This window comes from Lactobacillus sp. ESL0225, from assembly GCF_003692905.1.
GTDB lineage: Bacteria > Bacillota > Bacilli > Lactobacillales > Lactobacillaceae > Lactobacillus > Lactobacillus bombicola.
Map to the genome: position 1 here is coordinate 144352 of NZ_REHK01000006.1, position 15548 is coordinate 159899.

Sequence of the window (15548 nt, forward strand, 5' to 3'; positions counted from 1 at the left end):
ATTTTAGGAGGAAAATTTAAGAATGAATTTACCCAATAAGTTGACGGTGTTTAGAATATTTCTAATACCGGTATTTATGTTAATTGTTATCTTTGGCGGAGATGCAAGTTTTAAAGTAGCAGGTAGTACTGTTTACTGGAATTTAGTTATTGCAGCGATAGTTTTTGCAGTAGCATCAGCTACTGACTGGTTTGACGGTCATCTTGCTCGCTCACGCAATTTAGTGACCAATTTTGGTAAATTTGCGGATCCATTAGCAGATAAGATGTTAACTATGACTGCTTTTGTTATGTTAATTTCATTAAAATTAGCACCAGCTTGGATTGTGGCAATTATTGTCTGTCGTGAGTTAGCAGTTACTGGGTTACGGCTGATTTTAGCTGAAAATAAAGGTCAAGTAATGGCAGCTGAGATGCCGGGAAAGATTAAGACAACTTGTCAGATGCTGTCGATTATTTTCTTATTAATTGGTGATATTTATCATATTGGAACAGTTTTACTCTATCTTGCTTTGATTTTTACAATATATTCTGGCTATGATTATTTTCGTAGTTCTTGGAATATCTTCAAAGGTTCAATGTAGTTTTAAATATTTAAAAACACTAACAATGTTAGTGTTTTTTATTTTAGTTTTATAATTTAAAAAATATGTAATAGTATATTATTGCCCGTCTTTAATTATGTTGATAGGATTGAACTATAATACTATTGAAAAAAGGGGGAAATATTATGGTAAAAAATATACCGATGGTTGAATTTAAGAATGTAACAAAGCTATATCCTAAAATGAGCAAACCAGCTGTTGACAACATTAACTTCAAAATAAATAAGGGTGAATTTTGCTGTCTAATTGGAACCTCTGGCTCGGGTAAAACAACACTAATGCGAATGATTAATCGGATGAATAGTGTAACTAAGGGAAAGGTTTTAATTAAAGGAAAAAATGTTAAAGAATTTAATCCTGTTTTTTTAAGACGACATATTGGATATGTGATTCAGAGTAATGGCTTAATGCCTCATATGACGATTCGACAAAATATTGCTCTGGTACCAAAATTATTAAAATGGCCAAAGGAAAAAATAGCGGTTGCTGTAAATAAGTTAATAGAATTAGCTCAGTTACCTAAATCATATTTAGATCGCTATCCTAATGAATTATCTGGTGGTCAGCAGCAGCGAGTAGGTGTCATTAGAGCTTTAGCTGCAAATCAAAACTTGATTTTAATGGATGAGCCATTTGGTGCATTAGATCCGATTACGCGTGAAAGTTTGCAGACTTTAGTGAAAAATTTACAATCCAAGTTAGGTAAAACAATAGTGTTTGTTACACATGATATGGATGAAGCCCTAAAGCTTGCTACTAAAATAGTTGTTTTACACGGGGGTCATTTAATTCAGGTTGGCTCACCAGATGAAATTTTGCACTATCCAAAAAATAAATTTGTAGAGAATTTGATTGGTGAAAAGCGCCTTTCTGAAGCAAAATATGAAACTGTTAAAGTAAAAAACGTGATGCTCACTGATCCCGTCAAAATTAATCAAACGGCTTCTTTAACGGCTGCATTAGCAATGATGAAGGAACATCGAGTTGATACGCTGTTAGTTGTTGATCTCGAAAATCACTTTAAAGGATATATTTCAATTAATGAGTTACAGAAAAAATATAACCACGCTAATAAGATTAGTGAAATTTTATTAACTAAAATTCCAGTCCTAAGACCAGATGAATATTTACGTGATAATTTTAGTCGAATTTTAAGTCGCGCTGGACAATATATTCCGGTTGTTGACGATAATGAAAGATTAGTAGGTATAGTAACTCGTTCTAGCCTGGTTAATGTGATTTATGAAAAAATATGGGGCGATAAAACAGCTTTAATTGAAAAATCAGAAAAAGAGGTAAAATAATGGTTGCTTTTTTAACTCAACATGGATTAGAGTTAATTGTTAAAACTTGGCAGCAAATTTATATAGCGATTATTTCATTATCCTTAGGAATTATTGTAGCAATTCCTTTAAGCGTTTTTTTACTAAAAATTCCACGAATTGCGAAAATAATAATTTCGATTACGAGCATTTTGCAAACTATTCCAGCTCTTGCATTATTAGCAATGATGATTCCATTATTTGGAGTAGGACGTTTGCCAGCAATTATTGCACTTTTTTTGTATAGTTTAATGCCAATTTTGCGTAATACTTATGTGGGACTAACTAATGTGGATACTAATATTATCGATTCTGCTCGTGGTCTTGGCATGACCAAAATACAATTAATTACTAAAGTAAGGCTCCCTTTAGCAATGCCGGTAATTATGGCTGGAATTCGTTTAGCTGCAATTTATATAATTGCTTGGGCAACATTGGCTTCCTATATTGGAGCTGGAGGATTAGGCGATTTTATTTTTAGTGGACTTAGTCTTTATCAACCTGATTTAATTCTTGGTGGAACCCTCCCAGTAATTGCTTTAGCATTATTAACAGATTTTTTACTTGGTTTACTAGAGAAAAAAATTATTCCTAAAGGTATATAGGGAGGCTTAGTAATGAAAAGACGAGCAAAAATATTAATTTCTACCATTACATTTATGACTATGATAGCTACTTGTGCGTGTGGATTAGTTGATAATCAACCTAGTAGTGATCAGATTAGAGTAACTGCCTTAACAACAACTGAATCTCAAATTGTCGCTAACATAATTGTTCAATTAATTGAACATGAAACGCCATATCGCGCTTCCATTGTTAATAATTTAGGTTCAGCCCCAATGCAGCACCAAGCATTGTATCGTCATGATGCTGACATCCAAGCGGTTGCCTATGATGGGGGTGAATTGACTGCTAATTTACATCTAGCTCCAATTAAAAATGCAAAAAGGGCCAATCAGACAGTGCGGAGTGAGGCGAAAAGAAGGTGGGATCAAACATATCTTCCCACTTATGGCTTTGCCAATAATTATGCCTTTATGGTAAAAAAAAGTGCACAAAAAAAATATAATTTATATAAAATTTCTGACTTAAAACAATGGCAAAATAAATTTTCATTTGGAGTTGCTTCGGAATGGATTAATGCACCAGGAGTTGGTTATAGGCAGTTTAAGCAAGCGTATCATATGGCTTTTACCAAAATTGAGCCAATGAATATTGGTCTGGTTTATTCCGCCCTAAAAAGTGGTAAAGTGAATGTGATTTTAGGTTATTCTACGGATGGGCGAATTGATAGCTATCGATTAAAATTATTAAAGGATAATAAGTATTTTTTTCCGCCATATAATTGCGGCATGTTAATTAATAATTATTTATTACGTAATCATCCCGACCTTAAGCCTCTTTTGATGAGATTAGTGGGGAATATTAGTATTCATGACATACGAAGAATGAATTTTGAAGTAGATGATAGATTACTAGAACCCTCTACCGTGGCTCATCAATTTTTGGTAAAACATAATTTTTTTAGGGGTAAAAATAATGGCTAATTTAACTTTATGGCAACAATTTATTTATTATTATCAACATAATGGCAATTATATACTTAGTCAATTTAATCGTACTTTTTTAATGTCAGTTTATGGTGTATTGTTTGCAGCAATTATTGGTATTCCGCTGGGAATTGTGATTGCTCGTAATACACATTTGGGAAGTTTTGTGCTTGAATTTGCTAATTTCATTCAGACAATCCCCTCACTTGCTCTTTTGTCAATCGTAATGATTGGAATGGGTTTAGGAGTAAAAACAGTTGTTTTTACTGTTACGCTATATTCATTGTTACCAATTATTAAAAATACATATACTGGCATGTGCAGTGTTGATAAAAATATTATTGATTCAGGTAAAGGTATGGGAATGACTAAGCTGCAATTACTTTATTTGGTTCGGTTACCTTTATCAATTTCAGTAATTGTAGCTGGTTTAAAAAATGCTTTAGTAGTAGCAATTGGAATTACTTCAATTGGTTCTTTTGTTGGTGCCGGCGGATTAGGCGATATTATTATTCGCGGTACTAATGCAACTAGCGGCAACGCAATAATTTTAGCTGGGGCGTTTCCCACTGCATTAATGGCAGTATTAGTTGATCTATTGCTTAACTTGGTCCAAAATTGGGTACAACCTAAAGGATTAAAAAAATAAATCAAAAAATATGGGTTATTTTTGCATATATATTAGTAGGGCTTAAGCTTATTTAAACATTTGTTCGCTATATTTCTTGCAAATATATCTTCAAGCAACGTATAATTAATGAGTATAAACTGGTGATTATTATTTTAGAGGAGGAAAAGTCTTGCCCAAAGATGAAAAGCAGGCAGCATTGGAAAATGCGCTTAAAAAAATAGAAAAGAACTTCGGTAAGGGCGCTGTTATGCGCATGGGCGATAAAGCAGATACTAAAATTTCAACGATTCCATCTGGTTCACTTGCACTTGACTCAGCTTTAGGGGTCGGGGGCTATCCACGGGGAAGAATTGTTGAAATTTATGGTCCTGAATCTTCTGGTAAGACCACGGTTGCTTTACATGCTGTAGCTGAAGTACAAAAGCGTGGTGGTACGGCTGCTTACATTGATGCTGAAAATGCAATGGATCCAGCATATGCAGAAGCCTTAGGGGTTGATGTGGATTCACTCATTTTATCGCAGCCTAATACTGGTGAAGAAGGATTACAAATTGCGGATACACTAATTACAAGTGGTGCAATTGATATTTTAATTGTCGACTCTGTAGCTGCTCTAGTTCCCCAAGCTGAAATTGACGGAGAAATGGGTGATAGTCATGTGGGGTTACAAGCACGTTTAATGAGTCAGGCTTTGCGTAAGCTTTCTGGAAATATTAACAAGACAAAGACAATTGCCATTTTTATTAATCAAATTAGAGAAAAAGTTGGCATTATGTTTGGTAATCCGGAAACGACTCCAGGTGGGCGCGCACTTAAGTTTTATGCGACAATCCGTTTAGAAATTAGACGTGCAGAAAAAATTAAGCAGACTGGTGGCGAAATAACGGGAAATCGTGTCAAAATTAAAGTTGTTAAAAACAAAGTTGCACCGCCTTTTAAAGTTGCGGAAGTAGATATGATGTATGGCAAAGGTATTTCCCAAAGTGGTGAATTGCTAGATATGGCAGCTGATAAAGATATTATTGCGAAAGCTGGCTCTTGGTATTCATACAAAGATGAACGTATTGGTCAGGGGCGTGAAAATGCAAAGCAATATTTAGAAGATCATCCAGAAATATACGCTGAAGTTCAAAAGGAAGTTCGTCATATTTATGGTATTGATGAAGAAGCCATTTCTGAACGTGAAGATCCAGAAAATGCTAAAGCTAAAAAAGCTAAGGCAACCAAGCCAGAAACTAAAACGACTTCTGCTGAAAAAGAAGTAGATGACAAAAGTAACTAGAATTGAAGAAATTAACCTTGATCTATAAATTTTGGTCAAGGTTTTTTTTAGTTGATTGACATAAGTGATTAGGTTATTTATCATTAAGTTTGTGTGAATAATCTAAAAATAAAAAAAGGCGATAGTAATCATGATAAAAACAATTTTGGTTCCCATCGCGATTGCTATTATTTCAATTTTACTAGGTTTAATTATTGGCTATTATTTCAGAAAAAATATTTGGGAAAAGAAAGCTCAAAATGCCAAAAAGAATGCTGATAATATTTTAGCTGAAGCAAAGTCTCAAGTGGCAGCTACCCAAGCTGAAATAAGTTTTCAAAAGCAAGCTGCTGAAACTTTAAAGCAGAGTGCACTAAATATTAAAAAAGAAAAAATTCTTGAAGCGCAAGAGCAAATTCAAACTTATCGACAAAAGGTTGAAGATGAATTAAATGTTAAGCGCGATTTGGTTGCACGCGATACTAATCGTTTAAAGCAACAAGAAGATACTTTTGAACATAAAAACTCTTTATTGACGGAAAAGGAAGCCGAATTAACTGAAAAAGAAAATCACTTTCGTAAGCAAGAACTAGAGCTAAAGAAAAATATAAAGGTTGTAACTGACTTAGTCGATCAAACTAAGGAAAAGCTGTACGAGGTTGCTCAACTGAGTAAAGATCAAGCACAGAAGTTAGTTTTGACCCAATTATCTGATGAACTAGTTAAGGAACGGGCAGAAATGATCAAGGATAGTAATGAAGAAATTCGGGTTAAAGCTGATCATTATGCCCGTAAAATTATTATTGATGCAATTCAAAGTAGTTCGGCTGATACTGTTGCTGAAACAACAGTTTCAGTAGTTAATTTGCCTAATGAGGAAATGAAGGGAAGAATTATTGGTCGAGAAGGTCGGAATATTCGCTCCTTTGAAGCTCTAACTGGAGTTGATTTAATAATTGATGATACTCCTAAAGTAGTCACTTTGAGTGGCTTTGACGCGATTCGACGTGAAATTGCTAAACGAGCAATGGAACGGCTGGTTAAGGATGGTCGTATTCATCCAGCTCGAATTGAAGAGATGGTTGATAAAGCACGCAAAGAAGTCAATGATGACATTTATGAAGCTGGTGAAAGCGCATTAATGGAGCTAGGGATTCATCGAATGAATCCTGAACTTGTTAAAATTCTTGGTCGCCTTAAATATCGAACGTCCTATGGCCAGAATGTTTTAGGGCATTCAATTGAAGTGGCTAAATTAGCTGGAGCAATGGCGGCTGAGCTTGGTTTAAATGAAAAATTAGCAGTTCGCGCGGGATTATTACACGATATAGGAAAAGCCATCGATCATGATATTGAAGGTTCACACGTTGAAATTGGTGTAGAATTAACTAGAAAATATCATGAATCAGATGTAGTTGTTAATGCAATTGCGGCCCATCACGGTGATGTACCGAAGTTATCATTTGTTGCTGAGCTAGTAGTGGCGGCAGACACGATATCTTCGGCTCGACCTGGGGCAAGAAGTGAAAGTTTAGAAAATTATATAAGAAGATTAACTGAATTAGAACAAATTGCTAAAAGATATGATGGAGTTGATCAAGCTTATGCCATTCAAGCTGGACGAGAAGTTCGCGTGATGGTCAAGCCAGATAAGATTTCAGATGACCGAATTACTGTATTGGCCCATGATATTCGTAAGCAAGTTGAAAAGGAACTTGATTACCCAGGTAATATTAAAATTACGGTTATCCGTGAAAAAAGGGTAGTCGCAGTTGCAAGATAAAAAAGCTGAATTAAAAAATTCAGCTTTTTTGATTTGTGTTTAAATATAGTAAAAAATTCAATTATTAAATAGTAAATTTTGTGATTTGTGGATTTTTGCTTCACCCTGTATAATTAAAGCAATTAATTATGAAAGTAGTCGACTATGTTTAAAATTATTGTTGAATTATTCTTTCTAGTGATTATTCAAGCGTCAATTACACCATTTATTAGGCGTCTTGCCTTTGTTTTGGGGGCGGTTGATAATCCTAATGCTAGAAGAGTTAATAAAAAACCAATGCCAACCCTTGGTGGCTTGGGTATCTTTGTGACCTATAATATTGGTACATTTGTTCTATTGCGAGAGCAGTTTCCCACGCATGAAGCTTTTAGTGTATTGTTAGCTTCTAGTGTAATTGTTTTAACGGGAATTATTGATGATATTCTAGAACTAAAGCCGCGCCAAAAAATGTTTGGCATTTTAATTGGTGCTTTAATTATTTATTTTTTGGCTGACATTAAGATGAATGTACTCAATTTGCCACTCTTGAATAAACAGATTAATTTGGGCTGGTGGAGTTTGCCAATTACAATTTTTTGGATTCTTGCATTGACTAATGCAGTAGATTTAATTGATGGGTTAGATGGCTTAGCTGATGGTGTATCACTAATATCGCTGATTACCATGGGAATTGTTGGTTACTTTTTTTTACATACCAATCAACTTTATATTCCAATTAGTTGTTTTATGCTAGCTGCTTGTTTACTGGGCTTTTTACCATATAATTTTCACCCCGCAAAGATATTTTTGGGTGATACAGGTGCTTTGTATATTGGTTTTATGATTGCTATTTTTTCTTTAAAGGGACTAAAGAATGTTACTTTTATTTCACTCTTAGTACCAGTAACAATTTTAGGTGTGCCAATTACTGATACCATTTATGCAATGATTCGGCGTAAGTTGAATAACCAACCTGTTTCGCAAGCAGATAAGCACCACTTACATCATCAATTAATGAAGATGGGCTTGACTCATCGACAGACAGTTTTAGCAATCTATTCTTTATCATTGATTTTTTCATTTATTTCACTGTTATTCTTGTTATCACCAACCTGGGGGATGTGGTTGTTAATTGCAGGACTAGTTGTTGCATTAGAAGTATTTGTGGAATCGATTGGCCTGCTAGGAGAAAAATATAAGCCCTTATTATGTTTACTTCAAAAACTAATTAGTATGCGCAGTAAAAATGATCCAACAGTTGAAGTATGGCATTTAGGTCAAGAAAAACCAGAACAATTAAAAAATAAGAAGCATGATTGACCGAGTTGAATTCAATAAAAAAGCCATGGAAATAGTTTGATTTCCATGGCTTTTAATTATTGTGAATGATAATTATGTTCGGTAATAGGAACTTCGATATAACGTTTTTCGCCTAGGTTGAACGTGATTTGTCCAGCTAAAAGATTGGTTAGGTTATTTTCAACAGCAGTTCGTACTTTTTCGTCGACAAAAATTTGAATATTTACATCTACTCCATAATCAGTATTGGCAATAAAAATTTGTTCATTAGTTAAAAAATGTTGTACCTCATCAAATTTATTATATGCAACATGAAAATCGACTTTTTGCTGTTGCATGCGTTTAACCACTCCAATTGTTTCAGCCGCTTCAGTCACGCTATTTGAATAAGCACGAATTAGTCCACCAGTACCAAGTTTAATTCCACCAAAATAACGTGTCACTACAGCAGTTACATTTTTTAGATTCATCAATTGCAGTGCTTTTAATTCCGGAACTCCTGCTGTTCCAGCAGGTTCGCCGTTATCACTAGCTTTGACATGATCTTCTACGACATAAGCATAGGTATTGTGGGTTGCATCTCGGTATTTTTTAGTAATAGCCGCAATTGCTTGGTCAGCTTCAACTATTGTATTAGTTCGTACTAAGGTGGTAATAAAACGACTTTTCTTAATTATTAGTTCATTTGTACCATTATTCTTAATAGTTAAATAATTTTTTTCTTGCATCAAAAGAATTCACCTTCGTTTTACGTACTTATAGATTGGAGGGAAAGTAGATGGAAAATTTAACTAGCCTCATCGGACGCCAATGGATTGGTAGTCAAGAGGATTTTAGCATAAATACCGATTTAACAAAAGTAAGTGCGATTGAAGATAGTCATTGCAAGCGGTGTGGGGCAATGGTTAATGCCAAATTGCCAAACGGTAAGCGGTATTGTCGTTCATGTATTGAACTAGGACGAATTGTTGAAGGTGACATTTTGATTCGGAATGAACAAGAAGTTGCTTTTCCCAAAGATAAACGCCAATTAACATGGAATGGTAAGTTAACGCCTTTGCAAGAAAAAATTTCGCAAAAATTAGTTGAAAATTTCATAAATAAGAAAAATACTTTGGTCTACGCGGTGACAGGGGCGGGTAAAACAGAAATGCTTTTTGCCTTGATAAATCAAAGCTTAAGTTGGGGTCAACGCTGTTGTATTGCTAGTCCTAGAATCGATGTTGTTAATGAATTATACCCGCGTTTTAAAGCGGCTTTTAATAAAACTAAAATTGGTAAATATCACGGTCAAGAATATATTGATCCAAGGCTTGATCAATTAACAATTTGTACTACACATCAATTATTAAAATTTTATCATGCATTTGATCTGTTAGTAATTGATGAGACTGATTCTTTTCCATATGTTGAAAATAATACTTTGCATTTTGCGGCTAAGAATGCATTAAAAATAGCTGGTGTTCAAGTTTATCTAACAGCTACGCCAACTAAAGATTTATTAGCAGATGTTAAAGTAGGAAAAATCGAAATTTTACAGTTAAAGCGGCGGTTTCATGGTGGCAAGTTACCTTTACCAAAAGAGAAAATGTTTTTACGGCCCTTTTTAAGTAAGGGCAAAATTCATCCTAAGTTACTAAAGGAGATTATTGCTGTAACTAAAAAAGGACATCCGCTTTTACTTTTCGTACCGCGAATTGAACAAATCTCTTTGTATTTGTCAGCTCTTAAGCAAGTTGAACAACTTAGGCAAATAAAAATAGCTGGTGTTTATGCTGGCGATAAAGAGCGTCTAGAAAAAGTACAGCAATTTCGCAATCAAAAATTGCAAATTCTAGTAACAACGACAATCTTAGAGCGGGGAGTAACGTTTAAGCATGTTTGGGTGATTATTGTTCAAGCAGATGATAAAATTTATACCGCTTCGAGCTTAGTTCAGATTGCGGGAAGAGTGGGACGGGCTAAAAATGATACTGATGGGTTAGTGTTATTTTGCTATCACAAGTATACAAACCAGTTACGGAAAGCATCACAGCAGATTAAGGAACTTAATAGATGAAAAAATGTTTACTATGTAATCAAATGTTTGCGCCTATTTTGTCGTTAAATCAGCTTCTTTCTTGGCGAAAATGGCATGAAGAACAGCTATGTCATCATTGTTTAGCCCAATTTGAATTTTTACCTGCAATTAGCTGCAAAATTTGTTCGGGTAAATTACTACAAGACGCTGATAAGCAAAGTTTGATTTGTTCAGATTGCCGCCGTTGGCAAAAAATCTATGGTAACAATGTACTCTATCATCAAGCGGTTTATCTATATAATCAGGCATTTCACGATTTAATGGTCAATTATAAACGTTATGGAGATTATGTTTTATGTTATGTTTTACAAGATTTATGCTATAAAAATTTAGCTAAAATAAAGGCTGACTACTATGTACCAATCCCCACATCTGCTAGCCACATAGCTGAGCGGCAATTTGACACAGTTAGTGCAATTTATGGTGATTTAGTTAATTTAACTACTATTTTGGGTAAAATTGATGGGCAACAAGCACAAGGTGAAAAAAGTAGAAAAGAGCGCTTGCAAAGTAAACAAAGCTTTTTTATAAAAGCTAAATATAATATTGACTTAAATATGAAAAAAGTTTTGCTTTTGGATGATATTTATACTACGGGCAGGACCTTGTATCATGCACGGGATGCGGTTTTGGCGACCTTCCCTAGGGCTAAAATAAGTAGCTTTTCAGTTTGCAGATAGAATAATATTGTTCAGCGCTTTCAATTTTTGTTATAATGTAAGTATCGTAAGGCTGCATAAGCAGTTGAAAGGAGAATCTCATATGTTAAAGTATAATGTTCGTGGTGAAAATATTGAGGTAACCGATGCTTTGCGTAGTTACGTTGAGAAGCGCTTAAAAAAATTAGAAAAATATTTTGATATGACTCAAGAGATGGTTGCTCATGTAAACTTAAAGGTGTATCGTGATCGGACTGCCAAAGTTGAAATTACTATTCCACTGCCATACTTAGTATTGAGAGCAGAAAAGACAACTGATGACATGTATCGTAGCATCGACTTTGTCTCTGAAAAACTGGAAAGACAGATTAGAAAATACAAAACACGTGTAAACCGTAAGGGGCGCGAAAAGGGTGTGGATAATTTCTTCGTTGAACAAGTGGTAGATGAAGATGTAAATGAAGAAATTCAGGATACTGATAGTGGGTTTACCATTGTGCGTAATAAGCAGATTGGTTTAAAGCCAATGAATCCTGAAGAAGCTATTTTACAAATGAATATGCTAGAACATGATTTCTTTGTCTTTCAAGACGCTGAAACAAATGGAACCAGTATTGTTTATCGCAGGAATGATGGTCAATATGGTTTAATTGAAACTAAATAAAATAGTGTATTTGAATGAGGACCCCACATTTAATGTGAGGTTTTTATTTGGTTAATTTTTCATTTAGCGCTAATCATGTTAAAATTAGCATGTGTTTTTATACTTAAGTACATATAAGGATCGATTAAATGGTAAACGTTTTAAAGAAACTATACAATAACGATAAAAGAGAACTAAAAAGATTTGAAAAAATAGCAAATCAAGTTGAAAGTTATGCTGACAAATATGATCAACTTACTGATGATCAACTAAAAGCAAAAACTCCAGAATTTCGTGAACGGCTAGCTAAAGGTGAAAGCTTAGATGATCTTTTACCCGAAGCTTTTGCAGTAGCGCGTGAAGGAGCCAAAAGGGTACTGGGACTATTCCCATTTCATGTCCAAATTTTGGGTGGAATTGCATTACACTTTGGTAATATTGCGGAAATGATGACCGGTGAAGGTAAGACTTTAACTGCCACAATGCCTGTATATTTGAATGCTTTAACAAGTAAAGGTGTTCATGTTGTCACAGTTAATGAATATCTTTCGAGCCGTGATCAAGAAGAAATGGGTCAGCTTTATAAGTGGTTAGGTTTGACTGTTGGCTTGAATCTTAATTCAATGTCACCTGACGAAAAAAGAGAAGCATATAACTGTGATGTTACTTATTCAACTAATGCTGAATTAGGCTTTGACTATTTGCGGGATAACATGGTTGTCTATAAGGAACAAATGGTGCAGCGAGAACTTAACTATGCCATTATTGATGAGGTCGATTCCATCCTAATTGATGAGGCAAGGACGCCACTAATTATTTCAGGTGAAGCAGAACAGGCTAATGGTGATTATATTCGGGCTGACCGTTTTGTTAAGACTTTGAAAGAAGATACTAGTGGCGATGATGCGGATGACGATGAAGATCATGGCGATTACAAGATTGATTGGCCTACTAAGACGATTTCTTTAACTAGAACTGGTATTCAGAAGGCTTGTGATCACTTTGGCTTGAAGAACTTGTATGATGTAGAAAATCAAAAATTAGTTCACCATTTGGACCAAGCTTTACGCGCTAATTACATCATGCTTAAAGATATTGATTATGTTGTTCAAGATGGGGAAGTTTTAATTGTTGATTCTTTCACTGGTCGGGTTATGAGTGGTCGGCGCTATTCTGATGGTCTGCACCAAGCAATTGAAGCAAAAGAAAACGTTAAAATTCAAGAAGAATCAAAGACGCAGGCGACAATTACTTACCAGAACTTCTTTAGAATGTATAAGAAACTATCTGGTATGACTGGTACCGCTAAAACAGAGGAAGAAGAATTTCGTGAAATATACAATATGCAGGCGATTACGATTCCAACTAACCGACCTAAAATTCGTCAAGACAAGTCTGATATCCTATACCCAACTTTAACTTCAAAACTAGCTGCAGTAGTGGAAGAAATTAAAGAACGTCATGCAAAAGGTCAACCCGTGTTAGTTGGTACAGTTGCTGTTGAAAGTTCAGAGCGGTTGAGTCAGCTACTAAAAGAAGCAGGTATTCCACATGCTGTTTTGAATGCTAAGAATCATGCTAAAGAAGCCCAAATTATCATGAATGCAGGTCAACGCGGTGCTGTAACTATTGCTACTAATATGGCTGGTCGTGGGACTGACATTAAACTTGGACCTGGAGTAAAAGAGCTCGGTGGACTAGCAGTGATTGGTACTGAGCGGCATGAATCACGGCGAATCGATAATCAACTTCGTGGGCGTGCTGGTCGGCAAGGGGATCCAGGTGTTACCCGTTTTTACCTTTCACTTGAAGATGATTTAATGAAACGCTTTGGTGGTGATCGGGTTAAGGACTTTTTGGATCGACTATCTGACAATGATGATGAAAAAGTGATTGAAAGTCGCTTAATCACGCGCCAAGTTGAATCTGCTCAAAAACGAGTAGAAGGTAATAACTATGATACCCGTAAACAAACATTACAGTATGATGATGTTATGCGAATTCAACGTGAAATTATTTATGGTGAAAGAATGCGAGTTATTGATGAAGATAATTCACTTAACTTTGTTTTAATACCGATGATTAAGCGTACAATTGATAGTCAAGTTGATATGTTTACTCAAGGAGATCGTAGTAAATGGCGGCTTGATTCATTGCGGGACTTCATTAGTTCAAGTTTGTTAAGAGAAGATGAAGTAGATAAAATCAACTTCAAGACGATTACAGTTCCTGAATTAAAGCAAAAATTATATGATGCTGTAGAAGCTAATTATAATGAAAAGTCGCAAGCATTGGCTGACCCATCTGAGATGCTCGAATTTGAAAAAGTTGTTATTTTGCGAGTGGTTGATGACCGCTGGACAGATCATATTGATGCAATGGATCAATTGCGGCAGTCGATTAGCTTGCGTGGTTATGGTCAACTTAATCCACTTGTTGAATATCAAGATTCTGGTTACAGTATGTTTGAAGAAATGATTTCAAATATTGAATTTGATGTAACTCGCTTATTTATGAAGGCTGAAATCAGACAAAATCTTAGTCGGTAAAAGTTAAGATTGAAGAGAAAGTTACAGCTTTCTCTTTTTTACTATAAATTTATGATGGAGAAACACTTATGATGGAAATTAGTGAAATTCAAAGTGAGTTGGCTAACTTGCAAAAGCGGTTAAACCACTTTAGGGGGTCTCTTTGACCTTGATGCAATTGCTGAAAGTATTGCGATTAATGAGAGTAAAATGCAAGAGCCCTCATTTTGGGATAAGCAAGAGCGCGCCCAAAAATTAATTGCCGAAACAAACTTATTAAAGGAAAAGCGTGATTCTTTTTTAAGTTTGCAGGAAAATTATCAAAATGAATTGACCGCCATTGAATTATTAAATGAAGAGCCAGATCAAGATTTACAAATAGAAGTTGAAGCTGATTTAGAAAAGCTGCAAAGTGCATTCCATAACTATGAGATGGATTTGCTTTTGGCAGGTAAATATGACAGCCATAATGCCCTGTTAGAAATTCATCCTGGTGCAGGCGGTACAGAGGCAATGGATTGGGGACAGATGCTATTGCGAATGTATCAGCGTTATTGTGAAATGAATGGTTTTAACTTTGAAATTAATAATTATGAAGCAGGTGAAGAAGCTGGGCTTAAGAGTGTTAACGTAAGAATTAGCGGTAAAAATGCTTATGGGTTATTGAAATCAGAAAATGGAGTTCATCGCTTAGTAAGAATTTCACCGTTTGACTCGGCTAAAAGAAGACATACTTCTTTTGCTGCGGTTGAAATTATTCCCGAAATTGATGATAGTATTAAAATTGATATTAATCCCAAAGATTTACGAATTGATGTTTATCGTTCAAGTGGCGCAGGCGGCCAGCATATTAATAAGACATCGAGTGCAGTGCGAATTACTCATTTGCCAACAGGTTTTGTTACCACTTCGCAAGCACAGCGTTCGCAATTACAAAATCGCGAAACTGCAATGAATGAGTTACGCGCAAAGCTTTTTCATTTAGAAGAAGAAAAAAAACGCCAGCATAAACAAGAGCTTAAAGGTGAGCAAATGGAGAATGGCTGGGGTTCGCAAATTAGGTCCTATGTCTTTCATCCTTATAATTTAGTTAAAGATTTGCGCACAGGTTATGAAACTGCTGATACTAGCGGTGTAATGGATGGAAAATTGCAGCCATTTGTTTATGCATATTTACAATGGCAGCTTAGTCAAGAGAATCCGGAATAG

General features: G+C 35.1%; 14 protein-coding genes. 13 read left to right on the forward strand and 1 reads right to left on the reverse strand.

All coding sequences use genetic code 11. From position 1 onward, the window contains the following. Window positions 1-22 precede the first annotated feature (22 nt). The 8 genes from pgsA to F5ESL0225_RS02425 all read left to right on the forward strand — a co-directional run bounded on the left by pgsA (window position 23) and on the right by F5ESL0225_RS02425 (window position 8450). Window positions 23-583: a CDP-diacylglycerol--glycerol-3-phosphate 3-phosphatidyltransferase gene (gene pgsA / locus F5ESL0225_RS02390; protein WP_090093058.1), complete on the forward strand. Its 561-nt coding sequence runs from the start codon at window positions 23-25 to the stop codon at window positions 581-583. 146 nt (window positions 584-729) lie between these two features. Next, the gene (locus F5ESL0225_RS02395) at window positions 730-1908 is read left to right on the forward strand and encodes an ABC transporter ATP-binding protein (RefSeq protein WP_305020018.1); all 1179 of its coding nucleotides are present in this window, start codon (window positions 730-732) and stop codon (window positions 1906-1908) included. Continuing rightward, the gene (locus F5ESL0225_RS02400) at window positions 1908-2531 is read left to right on the forward strand and encodes an ABC transporter permease (RefSeq protein WP_122021462.1); all 624 of its coding nucleotides are present in this window, start codon (window positions 1908-1910) and stop codon (window positions 2529-2531) included. The genes F5ESL0225_RS02395 and F5ESL0225_RS02400 overlap by 1 nt, the downstream gene beginning before the upstream one ends. 12 nt (window positions 2532-2543) lie before the next feature. Next, a complete protein-coding gene (locus tag F5ESL0225_RS02405) occupies window positions 2544-3473 on the forward strand; it encodes a glycine betaine ABC transporter substrate-binding protein (protein WP_122047784.1) in 930 nt (309 codons plus the stop codon). Beyond that, window positions 3466-4125: an ABC transporter permease gene (locus F5ESL0225_RS02410; protein WP_122024527.1), complete on the forward strand. Its 660-nt coding sequence runs from the start codon at window positions 3466-3468 to the stop codon at window positions 4123-4125. Before F5ESL0225_RS02405 ends, F5ESL0225_RS02410 begins: the two co-directional genes overlap by 8 nt. Window positions 4126-4276: 151 nt before the next feature. Further along, window positions 4277-5389: a recombinase RecA gene (gene recA, locus F5ESL0225_RS02415; protein WP_118896757.1), complete on the forward strand. Its 1113-nt coding sequence runs from the start codon at window positions 4277-4279 to the stop codon at window positions 5387-5389. Between the two features lie 130 nt (window positions 5390-5519). Further along, window positions 5520-7151, forward strand: a complete 1632-nt coding sequence (rny, locus tag F5ESL0225_RS02420) for a ribonuclease Y (protein ID WP_122047785.1) — start codon at window positions 5520-5522, stop codon at window positions 7149-7151. A gap of 144 nt (window positions 7152-7295) precedes the next feature. Further along, window positions 7296-8450: a glycosyltransferase family 4 protein gene (locus F5ESL0225_RS02425; protein WP_122021466.1), complete on the forward strand. Its 1155-nt coding sequence runs from the start codon at window positions 7296-7298 to the stop codon at window positions 8448-8450. 56 nt (window positions 8451-8506) lie between these two features. Here F5ESL0225_RS02425 and F5ESL0225_RS02430 read toward each other — a convergent pair whose 3' ends face one another. Further along, window positions 8507-9160, reverse strand: coding sequence for a YigZ family protein (locus tag F5ESL0225_RS02430; RefSeq protein ID WP_122024529.1), 654 nt, complete (start codon window positions 9158-9160; stop codon window positions 8507-8509). Window positions 9161-9207: 47 nt separating this feature from the next. Here F5ESL0225_RS02430 and F5ESL0225_RS02435 point away from each other — a divergent pair, with 47 nt between their 5' ends. The 5 genes from F5ESL0225_RS02435 (at window position 9208) to prfB (ending at window position 15548) form a co-directional block, all read left to right on the forward strand. After that, complete coding sequence (locus F5ESL0225_RS02435) at window positions 9208-10488, forward strand: helicase-related protein (RefSeq protein WP_122021468.1); 1281 nt, start codon at window positions 9208-9210, stop codon at window positions 10486-10488. Then, window positions 10485-11189, forward strand: a complete 705-nt coding sequence (locus tag F5ESL0225_RS02440; protein ID WP_122021469.1) for a ComF family protein — start codon at window positions 10485-10487, stop codon at window positions 11187-11189. Before F5ESL0225_RS02435 ends, F5ESL0225_RS02440 begins: the two co-directional genes overlap by 4 nt. Before the next feature lie 82 nt (window positions 11190-11271). Continuing rightward, window positions 11272-11832 (forward strand): ribosome hibernation-promoting factor, HPF/YfiA family, encoded by a 561-nt coding sequence (gene hpf, locus F5ESL0225_RS02445; RefSeq protein WP_122021470.1) that lies wholly within the window; start codon window positions 11272-11274, stop codon window positions 11830-11832. Between the two features lie 128 nt (window positions 11833-11960). Further along, complete coding sequence (gene secA / locus F5ESL0225_RS02450; protein WP_122021471.1) at window positions 11961-14360, forward strand: preprotein translocase subunit SecA; 2400 nt, start codon at window positions 11961-11963, stop codon at window positions 14358-14360. A gap of 71 nt (window positions 14361-14431) precedes the next feature. Beyond that, window positions 14432-15548 (forward strand): peptide chain release factor 2 gene (prfB, locus tag F5ESL0225_RS02455; protein ID WP_199688759.1). Its coding sequence is split into 2 segments (ribosomal slippage): window positions 14432-14503 and window positions 14505-15548, totalling 1116 coding nucleotides; the frame shifts between segments, so codons are not numbered across the junction.

What these genes read in the sequence shown, in the direction of transcription:
- F5ESL0225_RS02435 (WP_122021468.1), top strand. Translation starts at nt 9,208, where the DNA reads ATGGAAAATTTAACTAGCCTCATCGGACGCCAATGGATTGGTAGTCAA.
- secA (WP_122021471.1), top strand. Translation starts at nt 11,961, where the DNA reads ATGGTAAACGTTTTAAAGAAACTATACAATAACGATAAAAGAGAACTA.
- hpf (WP_122021470.1), top strand. Translation starts at nt 11,272, where the DNA reads ATGTTAAAGTATAATGTTCGTGGTGAAAATATTGAGGTAACCGATGCT.
- pgsA (WP_090093058.1), top strand. Translation starts at nt 23, where the DNA reads ATGAATTTACCCAATAAGTTGACGGTGTTTAGAATATTTCTAATACCG.
- rny (WP_122047785.1), top strand. Translation starts at nt 5,520, where the DNA reads ATGATAAAAACAATTTTGGTTCCCATCGCGATTGCTATTATTTCAATT.
- F5ESL0225_RS02410 (WP_122024527.1), top strand. Translation starts at nt 3,466, where the DNA reads ATGGCTAATTTAACTTTATGGCAACAATTTATTTATTATTATCAACAT.
- F5ESL0225_RS02405 (WP_122047784.1), top strand. Translation starts at nt 2,544, where the DNA reads ATGAAAAGACGAGCAAAAATATTAATTTCTACCATTACATTTATGACT.
- F5ESL0225_RS02395 (WP_305020018.1), top strand. Translation starts at nt 730, where the DNA reads ATGGTAAAAAATATACCGATGGTTGAATTTAAGAATGTAACAAAGCTA.
- F5ESL0225_RS02425 (WP_122021466.1), top strand. Translation starts at nt 7,296, where the DNA reads ATGTTTAAAATTATTGTTGAATTATTCTTTCTAGTGATTATTCAAGCG.
- F5ESL0225_RS02400 (WP_122021462.1), top strand. Translation starts at nt 1,908, where the DNA reads ATGGTTGCTTTTTTAACTCAACATGGATTAGAGTTAATTGTTAAAACT.
- F5ESL0225_RS02440 (WP_122021469.1), top strand. Translation starts at nt 10,485, where the DNA reads ATGAAAAAATGTTTACTATGTAATCAAATGTTTGCGCCTATTTTGTCG.